General features: G+C 67.9%; 18 protein-coding genes and 2 tRNA genes. 6 read left to right on the top strand and 14 right to left on the bottom strand.

The genetic code is table 11. From position 1 onward, the window contains the following. Window positions 1-3 precede the first annotated feature (3 nt). Window positions 4-2,262 (top strand): ATP-dependent helicase, encoded by a 2,259-nt coding sequence (locus tag AB4Y35_RS16145; RefSeq protein ID WP_368705061.1) that lies wholly within the window; start codon window positions 4-6, stop codon window positions 2,260-2,262. 45 nt (window positions 2,263-2,307) lie between these two features. Here the strand turns inward: AB4Y35_RS16145 and AB4Y35_RS16140 are convergent, their stop codons facing one another. The 8 genes from AB4Y35_RS16140 to fdxA all read right to left on the bottom strand — a co-directional run bounded on the left by AB4Y35_RS16140 (window position 2,308) and on the right by fdxA (window position 6,650). Then, window positions 2,308-3,069 carry a DUF4088 family protein gene (locus AB4Y35_RS16140; protein WP_368705060.1) on the bottom strand — a complete coding sequence of 254 codons (762 nt, stop codon included), beginning with the start codon at window positions 3,067-3,069 and terminating at the stop codon, window positions 2,308-2,310. A gap of 134 nt (window positions 3,070-3,203) precedes the next feature. Continuing rightward, window positions 3,204-3,527, bottom strand: coding sequence for an AzlD domain-containing protein (locus tag AB4Y35_RS16135; protein ID WP_158758285.1), 324 nt, complete (start codon window positions 3,525-3,527; stop codon window positions 3,204-3,206). Beyond that, window positions 3,524-4,243, bottom strand: a complete 720-nt coding sequence (locus tag AB4Y35_RS16130; protein ID WP_368705422.1) for an AzlC family ABC transporter permease — start codon at window positions 4,241-4,243, stop codon at window positions 3,524-3,526. Before AB4Y35_RS16130 ends, AB4Y35_RS16135 begins: the two co-directional genes overlap by 4 nt. 147 nt (window positions 4,244-4,390) lie before the next feature. Then, window positions 4,391-5,338: an AraC family transcriptional regulator gene (locus AB4Y35_RS16125; RefSeq protein ID WP_368705059.1), complete on the bottom strand. Its 948-nt coding sequence runs from the start codon at window positions 5,336-5,338 to the stop codon at window positions 4,391-4,393. 28 nt (window positions 5,339-5,366) lie between these two features. Further along, the gene (locus AB4Y35_RS16120) at window positions 5,367-5,858 is read right to left on the bottom strand and encodes a CreA family protein (RefSeq protein ID WP_368705058.1); all 492 of its coding nucleotides are present in this window, start codon (window positions 5,856-5,858) and stop codon (window positions 5,367-5,369) included. Between the two features lie 108 nt (window positions 5,859-5,966). Next, window positions 5,967-6,042, bottom strand: a tRNA-Asn gene (locus tag AB4Y35_RS16115). Between the two features lie 69 nt (window positions 6,043-6,111). Continuing rightward, window positions 6,112-6,187 (bottom strand) — tRNA-Asn (locus AB4Y35_RS16110). 139 nt (window positions 6,188-6,326) lie between these two features. After that, on the bottom strand, window positions 6,327-6,650 hold the full coding sequence (gene fdxA, locus AB4Y35_RS16105; protein WP_028206706.1) for a ferredoxin FdxA: 324 nt from the start codon (window positions 6,648-6,650) through the stop codon (window positions 6,327-6,329). Window positions 6,651-6,976: 326 nt separating this feature from the next. On the opposite strand from fdxA, the gene pncB reads away from it, so the two are divergent. The 5 genes from pncB to AB4Y35_RS16080 all read left to right on the top strand — a co-directional run bounded on the left by pncB (window position 6,977) and on the right by AB4Y35_RS16080 (window position 13,016). Continuing rightward, complete coding sequence (gene pncB / locus AB4Y35_RS16100; RefSeq protein ID WP_368686632.1) at window positions 6,977-8,188, top strand: nicotinate phosphoribosyltransferase; 1,212 nt, start codon at window positions 6,977-6,979, stop codon at window positions 8,186-8,188. Between the two features lie 85 nt (window positions 8,189-8,273). Continuing rightward, window positions 8,274-8,936, top strand: coding sequence for a lactate utilization protein C (locus tag AB4Y35_RS16095; protein WP_368705057.1), 663 nt, complete (start codon window positions 8,274-8,276; stop codon window positions 8,934-8,936). Next, window positions 8,926-10,362: a sodium:proton antiporter gene (locus AB4Y35_RS16090; RefSeq protein WP_368705056.1), complete on the top strand. Its 1,437-nt coding sequence runs from the start codon at window positions 8,926-8,928 to the stop codon at window positions 10,360-10,362. The genes AB4Y35_RS16095 and AB4Y35_RS16090 overlap by 11 nt, the downstream gene beginning before the upstream one ends. 105 nt (window positions 10,363-10,467) lie before the next feature. Continuing rightward, window positions 10,468-11,457 (top strand): 2-hydroxyacid dehydrogenase, encoded by a 990-nt coding sequence (locus tag AB4Y35_RS16085; RefSeq protein WP_368705055.1) that lies wholly within the window; start codon window positions 10,468-10,470, stop codon window positions 11,455-11,457. Continuing rightward, window positions 11,454-13,016 (top strand): DNA recombination protein RmuC, encoded by a 1,563-nt coding sequence (locus tag AB4Y35_RS16080; RefSeq protein WP_368705054.1) that lies wholly within the window; start codon window positions 11,454-11,456, stop codon window positions 13,014-13,016. Before AB4Y35_RS16085 ends, AB4Y35_RS16080 begins: the two co-directional genes overlap by 4 nt. 80 nt (window positions 13,017-13,096) lie before the next feature. Here AB4Y35_RS16080 and AB4Y35_RS16075 read toward each other — a convergent pair whose 3' ends face one another. From AB4Y35_RS16075 to AB4Y35_RS16050, 6 genes are all read right to left on the bottom strand, one after another. Further along, window positions 13,097-13,594, bottom strand: a complete 498-nt coding sequence (locus tag AB4Y35_RS16075; RefSeq protein WP_368705053.1) for an N-acetyltransferase family protein — start codon at window positions 13,592-13,594, stop codon at window positions 13,097-13,099. Then, a complete protein-coding gene (locus AB4Y35_RS16070) occupies window positions 13,594-13,869 on the bottom strand; it encodes a hypothetical protein (RefSeq protein ID WP_028206699.1) in 276 nt (91 codons plus the stop codon). The genes AB4Y35_RS16075 and AB4Y35_RS16070 overlap by 1 nt, the downstream gene beginning before the upstream one ends. Window positions 13,870-13,936: 67 nt before the next feature. Continuing rightward, entirely contained in the window at window positions 13,937-15,241 is a 1,305-nt protein-coding gene (glp, locus tag AB4Y35_RS16065) for a gephyrin-like molybdotransferase Glp (protein WP_368705052.1), read from the bottom strand. Between the two features lie 107 nt (window positions 15,242-15,348). Next, entirely contained in the window at window positions 15,349-15,972 is a 624-nt protein-coding gene (gene mobA / locus AB4Y35_RS16060; protein ID WP_368705421.1) for a molybdenum cofactor guanylyltransferase MobA, read from the bottom strand. Window positions 15,973-15,988: 16 nt separating this feature from the next. Then, a complete protein-coding gene (moaA, locus tag AB4Y35_RS16055; RefSeq protein WP_368686625.1) occupies window positions 15,989-17,110 on the bottom strand; it encodes a GTP 3',8-cyclase MoaA in 1,122 nt (373 codons plus the stop codon). Window positions 17,111-17,270: 160 nt separating this feature from the next. Further along, complete coding sequence (locus AB4Y35_RS16050; RefSeq protein WP_368705051.1) at window positions 17,271-20,507, bottom strand: ribonuclease E/G; 3,237 nt, start codon at window positions 20,505-20,507, stop codon at window positions 17,271-17,273. Between the last annotated feature and the right edge of the window lie 105 nt (window positions 20,508-20,612).

The raw sequence follows: 20,612 nt of genomic DNA, 5'->3' as shown, positions 1-20,612 counted from the left end.
GCCATGGAATCAGGCGCTTGCGGATGCGGGGTGTATGGATATACAGTATGCGTCGCTCCTTCCCGATTCGCCTCGTTCATCGTCCCAGCGCCCGCCGTGTCCACCGTTTCCATTGCCGATTCCTCCGCCTCCGATGCCAGCCAGGCGCGCGCCGAAGCGGCCAATGCCGTTTCCGCGTGGCTCGCGAAACTCAACGACGCACAGCGCGAGGCCGTCGAGCACGGCGGCGAAGCGGGCTATGCGCCGGGTTCGGCGCTGCCGGGCCCGCTGCTCGTGATCGCGGGCGCCGGGTCGGGCAAGACGAATACGCTCGCTCACCGCGTCGCGCATCTGATCGCGGGCGGCGCCGACCCGCACCGCATTCTGCTGCTCACGTTCTCGCGGCGCGCCGCTCAGGAAATGACGCGGCGCGTGGCGCGCATCGCCGCCAGCGCGCCGGGCGCGGCCGCCGTGCTCGCGCAGGGGCTCAGCTGGGCGGGCACCTTTCACGGCGTGGGCGCGCGGTTGCTGCGCGAGTACGCGGATCACATCGGCCTGTCGCCGGCGTTCACGATCAACGACCGCGAGGATTCCGCGGACCTCATGAATCTGGTGCGTCACGAACTGGGTTTCTCGGCCAAAGAAAAGCGTTTCCCCTCGAAATCGACTTGCCTCGCGATCTATTCGCGCGCGGTCAACACGGGCGATTCGCTCGCCAATGTGCTCAACCGCTCGTTCTCGTGGTGCCTCGAGTGGGAGCCGCAGCTGCGCGCGCTGTTCGCGTCGTACGTGGACGCCAAGCAGAAGCAGAACGTCCTCGACTACGACGACCTGCTGCTCTACTGGGCGCACATGGCCGCGGAGCCGGCCATTGCCGCCGATCTCGCGGGCCGTTTCGACCACATCCTCGTCGACGAATACCAGGACACCAACCGCCTGCAGGCCTCGATCCTGCTCGCGCTCAAGCCCGATGGCCGCGGCCTCACCGTGGTCGGCGACGACGCCCAGGCGATCTATTCGTTTCGCGGCGCGACCGTGCGCAACATTCTCGACTTCCCGGCGCAGTTCGATCCGCCCGCGCGTCAGGTGACGCTCGAGCGCAACTACCGTTCGACGGCGCCGATCCTCGCGGCCTCGAACGCGGTGATCGACGCCGCCGCCGAGCGCTTCACCAAAAACCTGTGGACCGACCGCCCCTCGCAGCAGCGCCCGCGCCTCGTCACCGTGGCCGACGAGGCCACCCAGGCGCGCTACGTCGTCGAGCAGATTCTCGAGGCGCGCGAAGCGGGCATGAAGCTCAAGCAGCAGGCCGTGCTGTTTCGCGCGGCGCACCACAGCGCGACGCTCGAAATCGAACTGGCGCGGCGCAATATCCCGTTCGTGAAGTTCGGCGGACTGCGTTTTCTCGACGCCGCGCACGTGAAAGACGTGCTGGCGGTGCTGCGCTGGGCCGAGAATCCGCTCGACCGTGTGGCGGGGTTTCGCGTGACGCAGTTGCTGCCGGGCGTCGGGCCCGCCAACGCCGCGCGCCTGCTCGACCAGGTGGCCGCGTGCACGGGCGCGTATCGCGCCGCCGAGGCGCTCGCGGCATTCGCGCCGCCGCCGCGCGCGGCCGAGGACTGGCCCGCGTTTGCGTCGCTCATCGACGGCCTCTCGATGCGCTCGACGCCGTGGCCGGCCGAATTCGAGCGCGTGCGGCGCTGGTACGAGCCGCATCTCGAGCGCAATCACGAAGACGCCCAGGTGCGTCTCGCCGACTTGCTGCAGATGGAGAGCATCGCGAGCACCTACGCCTCGCGCGAGCGTTTTCTCACCGAACTCACGCTCGATCCGCCCGACGCCACGAGCGCCGAATCCGCCGATCCGCTGCTCGACGAAGACTATCTGATCCTCTCGACGATCCATTCGGCGAAGGGGCAGGAGTGGCGCAACGTGTTCGTGCTCAACGGCGTGGACGGCTGCATTCCGTCCGATCTCGGCGCGGGCAGCGACGAGGAGCTGGAGGAGGAGCGCCGGCTGCTCTACGTGGCGATGACGCGCGCGAAGGAGGATCTGCACATCGTCGTGCCGCAGCGCTTTTACGTGCACAACCAGGTGGCGTCGGGCGACCGGCACGTGTGGGCCTCGCGCACGCGCTTCATCGCCACGCCCATGCTGCCGCTGTTCGAATCGCGCGCCTGGCCGCCCGCGCCGGTGGCGGGCGCGCCGAGCGCGGCGGGACTCGCCGCCGCCGCGCAGGCGAAGGTCGAGATCGCCGCGAAGCTCAGGAAGATGTGGGATTGAGGGGGAGAGCGGGGCGCGCGCCGTTTTCAGGCGGCGCGCCAGCGCTCAGCGCCGTTGCTCGCGCGCCGTGCTGCGCTGCGGCGGCATGAAGAAGTTGCGCATCCACTCGGCGAGGCGCGTGAAGACGTCGTCGGGCTCCTCCACGAAAATCTCGGGCTTGAGCAGGCGCAGATACTCCATGATCTGTTGCGCTTCCTGCTTCTGGAACACGCCATGCGTGACGCCGAGCCTCAGCAGTCCGCGCAGTTCGCCCAGACGCTCGCGTGCCGCGCTGCCGCTCGCCTGTTCACAGCCGATCTTCGCCTCGTACACGCGCTGGCGCAGCGACTCGGTGAGGCGCCACGCGGGCGTCTGCATCGACTCTTCGAGCGCCTGGATGTCCTGCACGCCCGATTTGATCTGCGCCGCCAGCGGATCGACCAGCGTGTCGTCGCCCTGGGCTTCGCTTACGATGGCCGCCGCCCAGTCGCGGCACTGCTTCGAGAGTTCGTCGGGCGTCCACTCGGGCCGCGACGCGAAGCCGAAACCGAATTCGCCCGCCTGACGCATCAGGATCGAGACGACCTCGGGGAATTCCTTGTCGAGCGTGCGCTTGGCCCACGCGTACTGGCCGCCCTGCAGGAGCCGCTGCACAGCGTGCTCCGTGAGCGGCGTCATGTTGTCGAGCAGCTTCGCGCGCAGGTAATCCTCGAATTCCGGCGTGGCGAACTGCGGGTCGAGTTTGAGCGAGACGCGCAGGAACGCGTCGAAATCCTTGCGCAGCGACGCAAGCGTTTCGTCCTTCAGGTTAAGGGTGATATGCCCCATTGTGGTTGCCCCGGTGTAATCCTTGTCGCTTCTCGCGTGCTCTCGCCGTTCGAGCAGTGGCCTGCCAGAGCAGGCCCTGACGGGTTTAACGGCGCTCCGGGGTGAAACTTGAGCGTAAGGGGCGACGCTCGCCTCTAGCGCAGGACGACGCCTTGCCAGAGGAAGAACACGCCGAGCCCGACCGCGATGGTGAGGAGCGGGCGCTTCGTGAGCGCGCTGACGACGATCGCCGCGAGCGCGCCGACGAGCTGCGGGTTGCGCCAGGTCAGCTCGGCGCCTTGTCCGTGGGGCGACACCGCCATCGGCACGATGATCGCCGTGAGCACGGTGACAGGCACGAAGCCGAGCGCGGTACGCACGAGCGGCGGGAACACCAGCCGGTCGCCGAGCACGAACACCGCGGTGCGAATGACCAGGGTGATGAGGGCCATGCCGAGAATCAGGACGACGTAGTTCATTGCCCGGCTCCTGCGGTGCGTTGGACGTTGGGTGACTTGCGGGAGGACTCGCTGCCGGCGCGGGCGCCGCGCGGGGAACCCGGGCGCGAAAGCACGACACCCACGACCACACCCGCGAGCACGGCGCCGAGCAGCCCGAGCTTGTACGGCCAGCCCTGCCAGAAAAAGGCGAGCGCGCCCGCGGTCGCGGCGGCGGCGAGGTAGCGCACGGCCACCAGCTGCGGCACGACGATGGCGATGAAGGTCGCGACCATCGCGAAGTCGAGGCCGAGCGACTGCAGACCCGGGAATGCCGCGCCGAACAGCAGGCCGGCGGCGGTCCAGAGTTGCCAGTTCAGGTACATCGAGAGCCCCGAACCGAGGAAATGCCACGGCGAGACGTCGTCGCCGGGCGGATGGCGGCGGAAATGCGCCCACGCGACAGCGAAGACCTCGTCGGTGAGCAGGCCGCCGAGTACGAGGCGCCAGCGCAGCGGCAGGTGCGAGACATAGGGCGCGAGCGTCGCGCTGTAGAGCACGTGCCGCAGGTTCACGATGAACGTGGTGGCGAGAATCACGGCGAAGCTCGCGTGCGAGGCGATCAGCCCAAGCGCGATGAACTGCGCCGAGCCGGCGAACACGGCGAGCGACATGAACTGGCCGTGCCAGAGCGAAAGCGGGCCCGAGGTGACGAGCGTGCCGAAAATCACGCCGAACGGCGCGGCGCCGATCATCATGGGGATCGTGTCGCGCGCGCCGGCGACGAATTCGGCAAGGCGGTTGGGATGCGTGGTCAAGCTGTCCTCCTGATACATGGGGACAGCATAGCGGGCGGCCTTACGCGTGGCTTGTACGTTCTTGCGGCGGAACGCGGGCTGGCGCGTTCAGGACGACTGCCAGCGCCCCGGCGGCACGCCGAACATGCGCCGAAAGTGCCGCGTGAAATGGCTCTGGTCGGTGAAACCGCTTGCCGCGGCGACGTCGGCGACCGTGGCGCCTTCGCGCAGCGGGGCGAGGGCGCGTTGCAGGCGCAGCTGGGTGCGCCAGGCGTGCGGCGGCAGTCCGGTGGCCTGTGTGAAGAGCCGGGTGGCGTGAAATGGCGAGAGGCCGACCGCCTGGGCGAGATCGGCCACGCGCAGCGGCGTGGCGAGATCGGCGGCGAGCAGCGCCTTCATCGTTTCCACGCGCGGATCGTTCGGACCGTGCCTGAGCGCCGCCTCGCGCGTGCGGCCGTAGCGCGTGAGCAGCGTCGAGAGGGCGTCGAGCAGCGAGCTTTCCACGGCGAGGAGGTCGGCACACTGCGCCGAAGCGGGGGCGCAATGCGGTGCACCGGAAGGCGCGGGAAGCGCCGCCACGCCAGCCGGGCTGGCGCTCGTGCCGGATTCCGGGGCGGCCGTGGCGCGCTGCCAGTCGGCGTCGGCTTCCAGCAGCCGGTGGGCGCGCGAAAGCCGGTGCGCGAGATCGAGATCGCGGATCACCTCGGCGTCGAACCACGGCAGCGGCTGCGTGCGCCCGGCGATTTCGCCGGCGAGCTCATGCAGGAAGTCGATCGGCACGTACATCACCCGATAGCTCCAGCCTTCTTCGACGGCGCGCGAACCCGTGTGCAGCTCACCCGGATTGATCACCGGCACGCTGCCCGTTGCGGCGACATGCTGCGTGCCGCGATAGCGAAAGCATTCCGCGCCGCCTTCGATTACGGGGATCGTGTAGGCCTCGTGCCAGTGCGGCGCGAACGTATGTTCGTTGTATTCGGCCGTGACGAGATCCGCGCCGGGCAGAAGCGGCGTGCGCCAGTAGCGGGCGGAGTCTCGAAAACGGGAATCGGTCATGGTGAAGGATCCTGCACAGATCCCCAGTTTAGCGCAGCGGAATCGTCGTGCCCGCGGGCACCGGCACGGCCGTGACGCTGTTCTTGGCGCTGCCGCTCACCACGCGGTCGCTGTAGGTCAGATACACGAGCGCGTTGCGCTTCGCGTCGACCACGCGCACGACGTGCAAGGTCTTGAAGAGGAACGACATGCGCTCGTTGAAGACGTCGTCCTGCTGCTTGAGCGGACCTGCGAACGAGATCGGCCCGACCTGGCGGCACGCGATCGACGCCTCGGTCGGATCTTCCGCAATGCCGAGCGTGCCCTTCACGCCGCCCGTGCGTGCGCGGGAGACGTAGCAGGTCACGCCTGGCACCTGCGGATCGTCGTAGGCCTCGACGACGACCTTGTCCGAGCCGGTCACGCGGAAGTTGGTGTTCACGCTGCCGATCTGCTCGGCGTGGGCGGCGGCAAAGGCGACGAGACTCGCGCAGGCGAGCAGCGGGCGTGCGAGGCGTGCGACAAGGCGGGTGGATTTCATGCGGATTCCCGAAGATGACGAAGCGACATTATCGGGGAGGGTGGCGTGCGCGATGCGCGCAGCAAAAGAAAAAGGGGTTGCGTGCAACCACGCAACCCCTCGATATTTTGGCTCCCCGACCTGGGCTCGAACCAGGGACCTACGGATTAACAGTCCGGCGCTCTACCGACTGAGCTATCGGGGAACAGCAGTACAGCTACAACACTTTACGTCATAAAAAAGCCCGTTTTGATTAACGGGCTTTTGCGAATCTTGGCTCCCCGACCTGGGCTCGAACCAGGGACCTACGGATTAACAGTCCGGCGCTCTACCGACTGAGCTATCGGGGATCAACAAAAGCAGAGAACGAGATTCTATGGGGTCTGGCTGGGCCTGTCAATACCCTGTCGCGATCTGTTTAGGGCAATCCGCTGCGCGAGGGACTGTCCACATAAGCGACGGCGACGGGGAGACACCCCGAACAAGCGATCAGCGTGCGAGCAGCGCGAGCTTGTCCTTCACGTCCTTGAATTCGTCGGCTTCCGGCAGCGGGGCCTTGGTCTTGGTGATGCTCGGCCAGCCCTTCGCGAGGTCGGCGTTCAGCTCGATGAACGATTGCTGGTCGCCAGGCACGTCTTCCTCTGCGTAGATGGCGTTCACCGGGCACTCGGCAACGCACACGGCGCAGTCGATGCACTCGTCCGGGTCGATCGCGAGGAAGTTGGGACCTTCGCGAAAGCAGTCCACCGGGCACACATCGACGCAGTCGGTATAGCGGCACTTGATGCAGCTTTCGGTCACAACGTGAGTCATTCAGGCAGCTCCTGCAAGCTTTTTGTATCGGGGGATGGCGGTTCGCCAAAAACGCTATTGTAACTGATGAGGAATTACCCCAACCACAGGCCCGCAACGGTCCTTAGATCGTTTCGTGATTAGTTTATATGCCGGGGTGATCCGCAACGTTTTACCCCTTGTGCGCGAGGGGCCGTGCCGGCGGGCACGCGGCGCGCGCAGGCATTCGGGTAACATGGACGCACCGCTGGCGCCTGCCGCCCGGAACCGCTGCGGGGCATCTGCCCGGCAGCGTGTCCGGATCCCGCTTCGCGGGCGCTATCCGATTGCAGTCCGGCTGGCCCATCATGATCATTACTTCGCTGCTCGATACCGATCTCTACAAATTCACCATGATGCAGGTGGTGCTGCATCATTTCCCCGCGGCCAATGTGGAATACCGTTTCCGCTGCCGCACGCCGAACGTCGATCTCGTGCCCTACGTGGACGAGATCCGCAGCGAGATCCAGAAGCTGTGCAGGCTGCGCTTCGCCGAGACCGAGCTCGAGTACCTGCGCAAGATGCGCTTCATCAAGAGCGACTTCATCGACTTTCTCGCGCTCTTTCACCTCAACGAAAAGTACATCTCGGTCACGCCGTCGCCCAAGGCCAATGGCGAGATCGACATCGCGATCAAGGGTCCGTGGCTGCACACGATCCTCTTCGAGATCCCGGTGCTCGCCATCGTCAACGAGGTGTACTTCCGCAACACGCAGCATCATCCGCAGTACGAGGAGGGGCGCGAGCGCCTGCGCCACAAGATCGAGCTGCTCGGCGCGAAGCCCGAATTCGCCGACTGCAAGATCGCCGATTACGGCACGCGCCGCCGCTTCTCGAAGCGCTGGCACGAGGAGGTGATCCTCACGCTCAAGGACGATCTCGGCGAGCAGTTCACGGGCACGAGCAACGTCTACTACGCGATGAAGCACAACCTCACGCCGCTCGGCACGATGGCCCATGAGTATCTGCAGGCGTGCCAGGCGCTCGGGCCGCGTCTGCGCGACTCGCAGATCTTCGGCTTCGAGATGTGGGCGAAGGAGTACCGCGGCGACCTCGGCATCGCGCTCTCGGACGTCTACGGCATGCAGGCCTTTCTGCGCGACTTCGACATGTACTTCTGCAAGCTCTTCGACGGCGCGCGGCACGACTCGGGCGATCCGTTCGAGTGGGGCGAGCGCCTGCTCAAGCACTACGAGGACAACCGCTGCGATCCGCGCACGAAGACGATGATCTTCTCGGACGCGCTCGACATTCCCAAGGTGCTGCGCCTGTACGAGCGTTTCGGCGACCGCTGCCGCCTCGCGTTCGGCGTGGGCACGAACCTCACCAACGACCTGGGCTATCAGCCGTTGCAGATCGTCATCAAGATGGTCCGCTGCAACGGTCAGCCCGTCGCCAAGCTCTCCGATTCGCCGGGCAAGAACATGTGCGACGACAAGGCGTATCTCGCCTATCTGCGCCAGGTGTTCGGCATCGAGCAGCCCGTAGAGGAAGAGTGCGGGGGCAACCAGGCGTCTTGAACAACGCGCACGCTTGACCCGCAGATCGCAGGCGACGCCCCGGTATAATCGGCGCGTCGCCTTTCTTCATCTGACGAGGACGTTCATGGACACGACGGCCGCCCGCCGCAGCATACTCGCGCGCATTCGCGCGGCGCAGGGACGCGAGGCCACGCCCGCGGCGCACGAGCGGCAAGCCGTGGCCGAGTACCTCGCGCTTCATCCGGAGGGTCCGCGCCCGCCGCTCGAAGGCGATCTCGTCGCGCGCTTCGTGGGCGAGGCGCGCAAGATGTCGAGCACCGTCGACGAAGTCCAGCAGCTCGCCGACGTGCCCGCTGCCGCGCAACGCTATCTCGCCGAGCAAAGCCTGCCCATGCAGGCCGTCGCGTGGCAGACGCTCGACACGTTCGACTGGGCCGGCGCGGGTCTCGCCGTGCAATTCCGCAAGCCCGAAGATCGCGATCTCGTCGGCCTCACGGGCTGCTTCTGCGCCACGGCCGAGACCGGCACGCTGGTCTTGCTATCGAGCCCGCAGACATGGGCCTCGGGCGCGCTGCTGCCCGAAACGCACATCGCCGTCGTGCCCGCTTCGCGCATCGTCGCGGGCCACGAGGACGCCTTCGCGCTGATGCGCGCCGAACGCGGCGAGCTGCCGCGCGCGGTCAACTTCGTTTCGGGGCCTTCGCGCACCGGCGACATCGAGCAGACCATCATCCTTGGCGCACACGGGCCGTATCGCGTGCATGTGATCGTCGTGCATGGCGCGTAAGGGCACTTCTTCGAGCGCTTGCGCGCTGACGCGCTTCGCCGCGCTGACACTCTTCAGCACGAACGCCCACGCGGCGGCCTTCGACGGCGCATCGCTCGGCGCCGCGTGGGCGCTGCCGTTCGCCGGCATGCTGCTGTCGATCGCGTTTTTCCCGATGTTCGCGGCCGCGTTCTGGCATCACCACTTCGGCAAGATTTCGGCGGCCTGGGCGCTCGCGTTCCTGCTGCCGTTCGCGGCCACGCATGGTGTCGGCGTGACGTATCCGCTGTTCGTGCACGCCGTCGTCGACGAATATCTCCCCTTCATCGTGTTGCTCGGCGCGCTCTATACGATTGCGGGCGGCATCTGCGTCTATGGGAATCTGCACGGATCGCCGCGCATGAACACGGCGATCCTCGCGCTCGGCACCGTGCTCGCGAGCGTGATGGGCACGACCGGCGCGGCGATGCTGCTGATCCGCCCGCTCCTGCGCGCGAACGACAACCGCCGGCACAACGTGCACGTGGTCGTGTTCTTCATCTTTCTCGTCGCGAACGCGGGCGGCCTGCTCACGCCGCTCGGCGATCCGCCGCTGTTCCTCGGCTTTCTCAACGGCGTGGGATTCTTCTGGACTGCGCAGCATCTCGCGCTGCCGATGCTGTTCGTGTGCGGCGTGCTGCTCGCGGTGTTCTACGCGCTCGATAGCTGGTACTTCCGCCGCGCCGGGGAAGCGCGCGCCGCTGCGCTCGACCCGACGCCGGACACCGACGCGCTCTCCATCGGCGGCAAGGCGAATTTCTTGCTGCTCGCAGTGCTCGTCGCGCTCGTGCTGATGAGCGGCGTGTGGCGTCCCGGTATCGTTTTCGAGGTCGCGGGCGCGCACCTGCAGTTGCAGAATCTCGTGCGCGATGCGGGACTCGTTGCGCTCGCACTCATTTCGCTCGCATTCACGTCGAAAGCCGCGCGCGCCGACAACGGCTTCGAGTGGGCGCCGATCGTCGAGGTGGCCAAGCTGTTCGCGGGCATTTTCGTAACGATCACGCCGGTCATCGCGATGCTGCGCGCGGGCGAGGCGGGCGCATTCGCCGCGCTGATCCAGGTCGTGAACGACGCACCGGGCCGCCCCAACGAGGCGCTGTACTTCTGGGCGACGGGGCTCCTCTCGTCGTTTCTCGACAACGCGCCCACCTACCTCGTGTTCTTCAATCTCGCGGGCGGCGACGCCAACGCGCTCATGTCGGGCGGCGCGAAAACGCTCGCGGCGATCTCGGCGGGCGCGGTGTGGATGGGCGCGCTCACCTATATCGGCAACGCGCCGAATTTCATGGTGAAGGCGATCGCGCAGTCGCGCGGCGTGCGCATGCCGGGCTTCTTCGGCTATCTTGGCTGGTCGGGCGTGCTGCTCGCGCCGGTCTTTCTCGCGGCCACCTGGCTCTTTTTCGTCTAGCCGCAGGCGGCTTGCGAGCCGCTCGGCGAAAAGCGCGCGAGACTTCCCGGAGCGCCCCGTCACGCGCAACAATGACGGACATCGACTGAAGTGTGGAGAGCAACGATGCAAAAGATTCTCGTGGCGCGCCCGATCTTTCCCGACGTGATCGACCGGCTCGAGCAGTATTTCGACGTGGACTGGAACAACGGCGAGGCGCTTTCGCCCGAGGCGCTGCACCAGCGTCTCGTCGACAAGGACGGCGCGCTCACCGCGGGCGACCCGATCGGCGCCGCAACGCTCGCCGCCGCGCCGCGCCTGCGCGTGGTCTCGAACATGGCCGTGGGCTACAACAACTTCGACATGGCCGCCTTCAACGCGGCCAACGTGCTCGGCACCAACACGCCCGACGTGCTCAACGAAACCACGGCCGACTTCGGCTGGGCGCTGATGATGGCGGCCGCGCGCCGCGTGACCGAATCGGAGCACTTCCTGCGCGCGGGCAAGTGGGACAAGTGGTCGTTCGACGCGTTTCTCGGCTCGGACATTCATGGCGCCACGCTCGGCGTGATCGGCATGGGCCGTATCGGCCAGGCGCTCGCGCGCCGTGCGCGCGGCTTCAACATGCGCGTGGTGTATCACAACCGTTCGCGCGTCGCGCCTGAGATCGAGCGCGAGCTGAACGCGGAATATCTGTCGAAAGCGGACGTGCTTAAGCAGGCCGATCACGTCGTGCTTGTGCTGCCCTATACGGCGGAGAACCATCACACGATCGGCGCCGCCGAACTCGCGCTGATGAAACCCACGGCTACGCTCACCAACATCGCGCGCGGCGGCATCGTCGACGACGCGGCGCTCGCGCATGCGCTGCGCACGCGCCAGATCGCGGCGGCGGGTCTCGACGTGTTCGAGGGCGAGCCGCGCGTGCATCCGGCGTTGCTCGAAGTGGAGAACGTCGTGCTCACGCCGCACATCGCGAGTGCGAGCGAAGCCACGCGCCGCGCCATGGCGAACCTCGCCGCCGACAACCTGATCGCCGCGCTCGGCGAGGGACCGCGCGCCGGGCAGCCGCCCAATCCGATCAACCCCGCCGTGCTGGGGCAAGCGCGTAAATGAGTCCGCTCGCAGTCATGTCGCTGGCGCTCGTTGCGTTGGCGATCGCATTCGTCGTGACGCTCGTGGCGCTGCTGCGCGCGCGTCAAGGCCATGGCGATGGCGATGCCGAGGCTACGCTCGACGCGCTCGATCAACTGAGCGACCGCCTCGCCGCCTCGACCGACACCCAGGCTCGCGCGGCCGAGCGCATCGAGCGCGAGCTGCGCAACGAGATCGCGCGCACGGCGCAGAGCTCGCGCAGCGAGTTCGGCGGCGGCTTCGCACAGGTGCAGCAGGCGCTGGCGGCGCAGCTCGGCAGCATCGCGACCGTGCAGAACAGCCAGATCGACGGCTTCGCCCAGCAGCTCGCCAAACTCACGGCGGCCAATACGCAGCAGCTCGACGCCGTGCGCCAGAGCCTGCAACAGCAGGCGCAGCAGGCGCGCGACGAGCAGGGCGCCGCGCTGCGCCACTTCGGCTCGCTGCTCACGCAGCAGCTCGGGCAACTCACCGAAGTCAACGACCGGCGCTTCGCCGAAGTGCGCGCGACGCTCGAACAGCGCCTCAAGGACATCGAAGCGAACAACGCGGCGAAGCTCGAGGAAATGCGCCGCACGGTCGACGAGAAGCTGCACGCCACGCTCGAACAGCGGCTTGGCGAATCGTTCAAGCTCGTTTCCGACCGGCTGGAACAGGTGCATCGCGGGCTTGGCGAGATGCAGACGCTGGCCGCGGGCGTGGGCGACCTGAAGAAGGTGCTCACCAACGTGAAGACGCGCGGCACCTGGGGCGAAGTGCAGCTCGAAGCGCTGCTCGAACAGATGCTCACGCCCGACCAGTACGCGAAGAACGTCGCGACGGTGCCGAAGAGCACGGAGCGCGTGGAATTCGCGATTCGCCTGCCGGGACGCGGCGTGGGCGGCGCGGAGCAGGGCGAGCCGGTCTGGCTGCCGATCGACGCCAAATTCCCGCGCGAAGACTACGAGCGTCTCATCGATGCGCAGGAGCGCGCGGACGTGCTCGCGATCGAGGAGGCCGGGCGCGCGCTGGAAGTGCGCATTCGCGCGGAGGCGCGCACCATCGCCGAGAAGTACGTCGCGCCGCCGCACACGACCGATTTCGCGCTGCTGTTCCTGCCGACCGAAGGGCTTTACGCCGAAATCCTGCGCCGCCCGGGCTTGACCGACGTCCTGCAGCGCGACTACCGCGTGAGCGTGGCGGGTCCGACCACGCTCACGGCGCTCCTCAACAGCCTGCAGATGGGCTTCCGCACGCTCGCGATCGAGCGCCGCTCGAGCGAGGTGTGGCAGGTGCTGGGCGCGGTGAAGACGGAGTTCGGCAAGTTCGGCGACGTGCTCGCGCGTACCAAGACGCAGCTCGAAACGGTCACGCGTTCCATCGAGGCGGCGGAGGTGCGCACGCGGGCGATGAACCGCAAGCTGCGCGACGTCGAGGCGCTGCCGGGCGAGGCCGCCGCGAATCTTCTCGGCGACGCGCTGCGTAATGGCAATGGCAATGGCAATGGCAATGGCAATGGCAACGACGACGCAGAAAGCGAAGCGGGATTCGGCGACGAGTGAGCGCAACGCGCGCGCCAAAAGCAAACGGGCCGCCTGATCCAGGCGGCCCGTTTGCATTCGGGCGTATGCGGTGCGTTTGCTTACCCGCTGACCGCTTCGCCGGGCGCGGCGAGCTTTTCGAGCGCATCGCCGGTCATGCGCACGACGCGCCAGTCGGGCAGCACGGTCGCGCCGAGCTTTTCATAGAAACCGATGGCCGGCGTGTTCCAGTCGAGCACGGTCCACTCGAAGCGGGCGCAGCCGCGTTCGACGGCGATCGCCGCGAGCGCGCGCAGCATCGCCGTGCCGAGGCCCGTGCCGCGCTGCGACGGCTGCACGTAGAGGTCCTCGAGATAAAGGCCGCGGCGGCTCAGGAACGTCGAGTAGTTGTGGAAGAAAAGCGCGTAGCCGACGATGCGGCCGGCGTCTTCCGCGACCAGCGCTTCGGCGGCGGGGCGCGTGCCGAACAGGGCGTCGGCGAGACCGTCGGCCGTGCCCGTGAACAGATGCGTGAGCTTCTCGAACTCCGCGAGTTCGTACATCAGCGCGTGCACCGCGCCGACGTCGGCGGGCGTGGCGGCGCGGATCGTCGCGGCCATCACGCTTCCTCGGGCACGTCGGACAGATGGATCTCGATGCCGCCGAAGCGCGAGGCCACCCAGTTGTAGGCGTGGCAGGCGATCCACAGCAGGATGAAGCCGACGATCGCGTTGAGCAGCAGCGCGCTGAAGATGGTCGAGAGTTCGACCGCGCCATAGCGCACGAACGCCACGAGCACGCCGAGCAGCACGATCGGCACGCTGAAGGTCAGGTACACGAGGATGAGCGCCTTGGCGGTCTGGCCCGCAGCGATGAACGAGATCTGTTTTTTCATAGTAGTCGGTCCGTTATGCAGGTGTGGACGTGTGGTTGGTTTTGACGGCCTCTCGGGCGCCGCCGCGCTAGACGAGGCCATCGAACAGCATGATGTCGACGGCGTCGCCGGCATCGAGATCGCCGGCTTCATGGGCGAGCACGATGAAGCAGTTCGCCTCGCTCATCGTGCTGAGCGCGCCCGAGCTTTGCGAGCCGGTCGGCGCGACGCGCCACTGGCCGCTGGCGTCGCGGCGCGCGAGGCCGCGCTGGAATTCGGTGCGGCCCGCGCGCTTTTTGATCGGCTGATCGCTCAATGCCGGCACGAGCGGGACGGGTTGCGCTTGCGCGCCCGCCATCGCCATGAGCGCGGGGCGCACGATCTGGTAGAACGAAACCATCGTCGCGACCGGGTTGCCGGGCAGCCCGAACAGGAGCGCCGCGCGGCCCGCGCCCGGGCGTCCGCCCGACCAGATGCGGCCGAACGCGAGCGGGCGGCCGGGGCGCATGGCGAGGCCCCAGAACGAGACGTCGCCGAGCGTTTGCAACTGGGTGCGCGTGAAATCGGCTTCGCCGACCGAGACGCCGCCGGAGGTTAGCACGACATCGGCGGTTTCGGCAGCGAGTTTCAGCGTGGCGGCGAGCGCCGCGGGGTCGTCGCGCACGACGCCCAGGTCGATCGCCTCGACGTTCAGGCGCTGGAGCATCGCGCCGAGCGCGTAACGGTTGCTGTCGTAGATGCAGCCCGGCTCGAGCGGCTCGCCCGGCGAGCGCAGTTCGTCGCCGGTCGAGAAGTAGGCCACGCGCAGGCGCTGCTTCACGTGCGCCTCGACGAGACCGAGCGAGGCCAGCAAGCCGATGTCCGACGCACGCAGCACGCGGCCGGCCGCGAGCGCCACGCCGCCGCGCGCGAGGTCCTCGCCTTTGCGGCGGGCGTTCGCGCCGCGCTTGACGACGTTGGCTTCGAAAACGATGACGTCGCCCTGCGCCGACACCTGCTCTTGCGGCACGACGGTGTCGCAGCCCGCGGGCATCGGCGCGCCGGTCATGATGCGCACGCTCGCGCCGGCGGCCACTTCGCCCGCGTAGGCGTGACCGGCGAAGGCCTTGCCGCATACGGCGAGCGAGAGGGTGCCGGAAGCGTCGGCCAGCGCCGCGCCAGCGAACGCGTAGCCGTCCATCGCGGCGTTGTCGTGCGCAGGGACGTCGATGGGCGAAATCACGTCTTCGGCCAGCACACGCGCGAGCGCCTCGCGCAGCGGCACGCGTTCGCTCGCCGCAAGCGGCGTCGCCCACTGCAGCGCGATGGCCTGCGCGGCGCTGACGGGCAAAGCTTGCGGATCGTACTGGCTGATGCAGCCGGCGCTGCCGGAGGGATGGTTAAGCGTGGTCATCGAGTGAGGAAGCGTCGCATCCGCACGGCGTGTGCGGCGATCGTCCAGGCGGGCGTGCCGGCCGTGTGCCGGGGACGGCGGCTGGCCGGGCGCCGCCCGATTGCAATTCAGGCGCGTTCGAGTTCGGCCAGTTCCTGTAAGGAATTGATATTGTAAAACGCACGTTCGTCGGCAAAGGCGACTTCGGCGGCCGTGTGGCGCGCGTACCACGCACGCACCTTGCGCTCGCCGGCGGCGAGGAAGGCGGCGAGGTCGTCGGCGAGCGAGGTGCGTACCAAGGCGAATACCGGGTGCAGCGAGACTTCGCCTTCGGCGTTCGTCGTGGTCGCAGTCACGATGTCGGCGCGCTCCGCGAGCGCGGCGTGGCCCAGGCGCCCGGCGAGATCGGCTGGCAGCCAGGGCGAGTCGCAGGGCGCCGTGAGGAGCCATTCGGTTTGCGCCGCGCGCAGTCCCGCGAGGAGCCCCGCGAGCGGGCCGGGGAAGTCGGGCAGCGGATCGGCGAGTACGTTCGCTCGCCATGGCGCGCCGAGTGCCGCATAAGCTTCGGCGTTGCGGTTCGCGCTGATCGAGAGGGCGCCGACCTGCGGCGCGAGGCGCGCGAGCACGTACGCGGCAAGCGGTTTGCCGTGCAGCATCTGCAAGCCTTTGTCCGCGCCGCCCATGCGCTGGCCGCGGCCGCCCGCGAGCACGAGGCCCGTGATCGATGCGGAGGAAATGGCGTTGGCGCTCATCGGCGTCATGGGCTGCTCAGCCGCCGATATAGGACATTTCGATGCGGCGCTCGTCGGAGGCCGCCGGCGCCTGCGCGCTGCCCCGCAACTGCGAATAGCGGTCGGCGCGGCCTTCCCATACCTGGGCGATGGCGCCGGAGATCGCCGTGTCGGTGGCGCCGTTGCGCAACAGCGCGCGCAGGTCGTAACCCATCGAGGCGAACAGGCACAGGTACAGCTTGCCTTCGGTCGAAAGGCGCGCGCGCGTGCAGTCGCCGCAGAACGCGCGCGTCACGCTGGAGATCGCGCCGATCTCGCCCGCGCCGTCCGCATAGCCCCAGCGTTGCGCCGTTTCGGCGGCGTTGTGAGGCTCCAGCGGCACGAGCGGCCAGTGCTCGGCAATGCGCGCGACGACTTCCGCCGACGGCAGCACTTCGGCCATGTTCCAGCCATTCGAGGTGCCCACGTCCATGTACTCGATGAAGCGCAGCGTCACATCCGTGCCGCGGAAATGCCGTGCAAGCGGCACGATCTCGCCGTCATTCGTGCCGCGCTTGACGACCATGTTGACCTTGATCGGCGCGAGACCCACGGCTTGCGCCGCCGCAATGCCGTCGAGCACGTCGGCCACCGCGAAGTCGGCATCGTTCATCTGGCGAAAGAGGGCGTCGTCGAGGGCGTCGAGGCTCACCGTCACGCGCGTGAGGCCCGCGTCGCGCAGAGCGCGCGCCTTGCGGGCCAGCAGCGAGCCATTGGTGGTGAGCGTGATGTCGAGCGGCTCGCCTTCGGGCGTGCGCAGCGCGGCGAGGCGCTCGATCAGGAATTCGATGTTCTTGCGCAGCAGCGGCTCACCACCCGTGAGGCGGATCTTGGTGACGCCATGCGCGACGAAAAGCCGCGCGAGCCGCTCGATTTCTTCGAGCGACAGCAGCGCGGAATGGGGCAAAAACGGGTAGTCCTTGTCGAACACTGCGCGCGGCATGCAGTACACGCAGCGGAAATTGCAGCGGTCCGTGACCGAGATGCGAAGGTCGCGCAGGGGTCTGGCGAGCGCGTCGAAGACCGCGCCGGACGGCGCGCGCACGGTTCCCGCGGCCGGCCTGGGCAGTTCGGGCGGCAGCGATCGAACGTCGGCAACAGGGATGATGCGTCGTGTCATGGTCTCTTCGTTCTCGCGTTGCCTCAATTTTAGCCGAACCAGCACCGGCCTACAGACAAGGGAGAACGCTGATATATCAAAAAAAGCCCGCCGGGAGGGGCGGGCTTTTCGGGGGCGCCGGGCTCGGGGCCCGGCGCGCGGCCAGTTGCGCTTGCCGTGCTTACGGCTGGCGCGTGGTTTCGACCTGCTGCATCGGCGTGCTGTCGACCGGTGGCAGCGGTTTGCGCTCGCGCGGCGTGCGCGCGGGCTTCACCAGTTGCGCGGCGGCTTGCTGCGCGGCGCGCAGCTTGTCGGCGTCGGTATTGACCCAGACGAGACCCGCCGATTCCAGCATCGGGCGCAGCGTGTCTGCGGTGGCCGCAGGCGCGGGGGCTGCCGTTGCCACCGGGGCCGGATGCTGTGCGACCGGCTCGGTGATCGCAACGACCGCCGGAGCGGCGGCTGCCGCTTCCTGCGCCGGCTCCGGTTGAGCGACGGGTGCTTGCGCCGGCTCTTCGGTCCGCGGCGCTTCGACGCGGTCTTCGCGCACGACAGGCTGCGTTTCGGCCTGAACCGGCTCAACCGGGGCCGCCGGTGCGACCGGTTCGTCCGCTGCGGCAGGCGCCACAGGAGCGACAGGTGCGGCAGGTGCCACGGGTTCCTCGGCCATCGGCTCGACCGCGTGTGCGGTTTCGACGCTCACCGGTGCGGCTTCGGCGGGTGCCGGAGCCGGCTCGGCCGGAGCTTGCTCTGCAGCAGGCGCGACGGTCTCGACGGGCGTAGTCGTCACGGCGGCGGCGGGCACGTGCCCGGCTTCGGCGACGACAGCTGCGGCCGGCAGTGCGGTCACGACAGTCTCGACAGCCGCTTCGGTGCGTGCTTCTACGGCCGGTGCTTCATGCACTTGCGCGGCAATGGCAGGCTGCTCGATGGCCGGTTGAGCGGGTGCGGCTTGCTCTTCGCCTTCCGGTGCGTCCGCACCCGGCGTCAGGCCTGCTGCATCCGTTTCGCGCTCGCGGCGACCGCCACGGCGGCCGCGGCGGCGGCGACGGCGTTCTTCGCCTTCACGCGGTGCGCCGTCTTCGTCGGCACCCACGCCTTCGGGCAGGTCTTCCGTCTGCGGCGCTTCGTCGCCTTCGGCGCCTGCCGATGCGGCGTCAAGACGCGCTTCCTGGGCTTCAGCGGCCTCGGCTTGCTGACGGCGACGCGATTCACCGCGCTCGCCACGTTCACCACGCTCGCGGCGCTCGCCACGTTCCTGGCGCTCGCCGCGTGCGGCGCCGGCTTCCGCCGTCACATCGCTACGCTCCTGACCGCGCTCGACGCGTTCGATGCGCTGCTCGCGCTCGGCACGTGCTTCGCGGGTTTCACGCGGCTCACGCGGCTCACGCGGCTCACGTTGTTCACGCTGTTCGCGGGCACCACGGCCTTCGCGTGCTTCACGCGGTTCACGCGGTTCACGCTGCTCGCGCGGCTCGCGCTCCTCACGGCGGCCGGCCGGCTGGCCGGTACGGGCGCCGCCTGCGCTTTCGCCACGGCCTGCCGCGTCGCGGCCGCCGGAACGGCGATTGCGGTTGCGGTCGCCGCCGGTCTTCTCACCGCGCTCGGTACGCGCTTCGCGGGTCGGACGGGCGGTCTTTTCGGGTTGCGCGACCGGTGCCGGCGCAGGCGCCGCAGCCGGTGCGCCGCCGAAGAGGCGCTTGACCCAGCCAAAGAAGCCGCCGCCCGCGGGCGTGACGGCCAGTTGCGCCGCGACGGGCGCGGTTTCGGCCGGCTTGACCGGCGCGCTCGGCGCCGGACGCTCCGGCGTGATGCCCTTCACCGCGGCTTCCTGCTTGGGCTTGGCTTCGGCAGTGCGCTTGCTGTAGCCGGTTTCCGACTCGAGTTCGCGAGCCGCTTCCTCGGCCATCTTCCACGAGGCGCGCGGGTCGTCGAGGCGTGCATCGTCGTGACGCAGGCGCTCGAGCTTGTAGTGCGGCGTTTCGAGGTGCTTGTTCGGGATCAGCACGACCGCGACCTTGAAGCGCGACTCGATCTTGTTGATTTCCGAGCGCTTTTCGTTGAGCAGGAAGGCGGTCACTTCGACCGGCACCTGGCAATGAATTGCCGCGGTGTTTTCCTTCATCGCCTCTTCCTGGATGATGCGCAGGACCTGAAGCGCCGACGATTCCGTATCGCGGATATGCCCCGTGCCGTTACAGCGTGGGCAGGTCACGTGGCTGCCTTCCGAGAGGGCGGGGCGCAGGCGCTGGCGCGACAGCTCCATCAGGCCGAAGCGCGAGATCTTGCCCATCTGCACGCGGGCGCGGTCGTGGCGCAGCGCGTCTTTCAGGCGCTGCTCGACTTCGCGCTGGCTCTTGGCCGACTCCATGTCGATGAAGTCGATCACGATCAGGCCGCCCAGGTCGCGCAGACGCAGCTGGCGCGCCACTTCGTCGGCGGCTTCGAGGTTGGTGCGCGCGGCGGTTTCCTCGATGTCGGCGCCCTTGGTGGCGCGCGCCGAGTTCACGTCGATGGCGACCAGCGCTTCGGTGTGGTCGATCACGATCGCGCCGCCCGAGGGTAGCGGTACCGTGCGCGAATACGCCGTCTCGATCTGGTGCTCGATCTGGAAACGCGAGAAAAGCGGCACGTCGTCGTGATACCGCTTCACCTTATTGACATTGTCCGGCATCACGATATCCATGAAGGCGCGCGCCTGGTCATAGATCTCGGTGGTGTCGATGAGGATTTCGCCGATGTCGGGCTGGAAGTAGTCGCGGATCGCGCGAATGACGAGGCTCGATTCCAGGTAGATCAGCATGGGCTGACCGGACTGGCCGGCCTGCGACGCGGCTTCGATGGCGCGCCACAGTTGCAGCAGGTAGTTCAGGTCCCACTGGAGCTCTTCGGCAGAGCGGCCGATGCCGGCCGTGCGCGCGATGATGCTCATGCCGTCCGGCAGTTGCAGCTGCGCCATGGTTTCGCGCAGTTCCTGACGGTCGTCGCCCTCGATGCGGCGCGAGACGCCGCCGCCGCGCGGGTTGTTCGGCATGAGGACGAGGTAGCGGCCGGCGAGCGAGATGAACGTGGTGAGGGCGGCGCCCTTGTTGCCGCGCTCTTCCTTCTCGACCTGGACGATCAGCTCCTGGCCTTCCTTGAGGGCGTCCTGAATGCGCGCGCCGCGCATGTCGATGCCTTCGCGGAAGTACTGGCGGGCGACTTCCTTGAACGGCAGGAAGCCGTGGCGGTCTTCGCCGTAGTTGACGAAACACGCCTCGAGCGAAGGCTCGATACGGGTGACGATCCCCTTGTAAATGTTGCCTTTGCGCTGTTCGCGCCCGGCGGTTTCGATGTCGATGTCGATGAGCTTCTGTCCATCGACGATGGCGACACGCAGTTCTTCCTGCTGTGTCGCGTTGAACAGCATTCGTTTCATTGAACGACTCCAGTGCGTTCGCGCGCGTGCCGCACGGTGCGCGGCGACGACGCCAGGCAGCACGGTGCGGGCAGCGGCGAGCCGCGCCTTATTGTGTTGTCACAA

The sequence above is a fragment of the Paraburkholderia sp. EG286A genome (assembly GCF_040965375.1).
Taxonomy (GTDB): domain Bacteria; phylum Pseudomonadota; class Gammaproteobacteria; order Burkholderiales; family Burkholderiaceae; genus Paraburkholderia.
The sequence above is the reverse complement of the archived record's forward strand: the minus strand, read 5'-3'. Positions and strand labels throughout refer to the sequence as shown.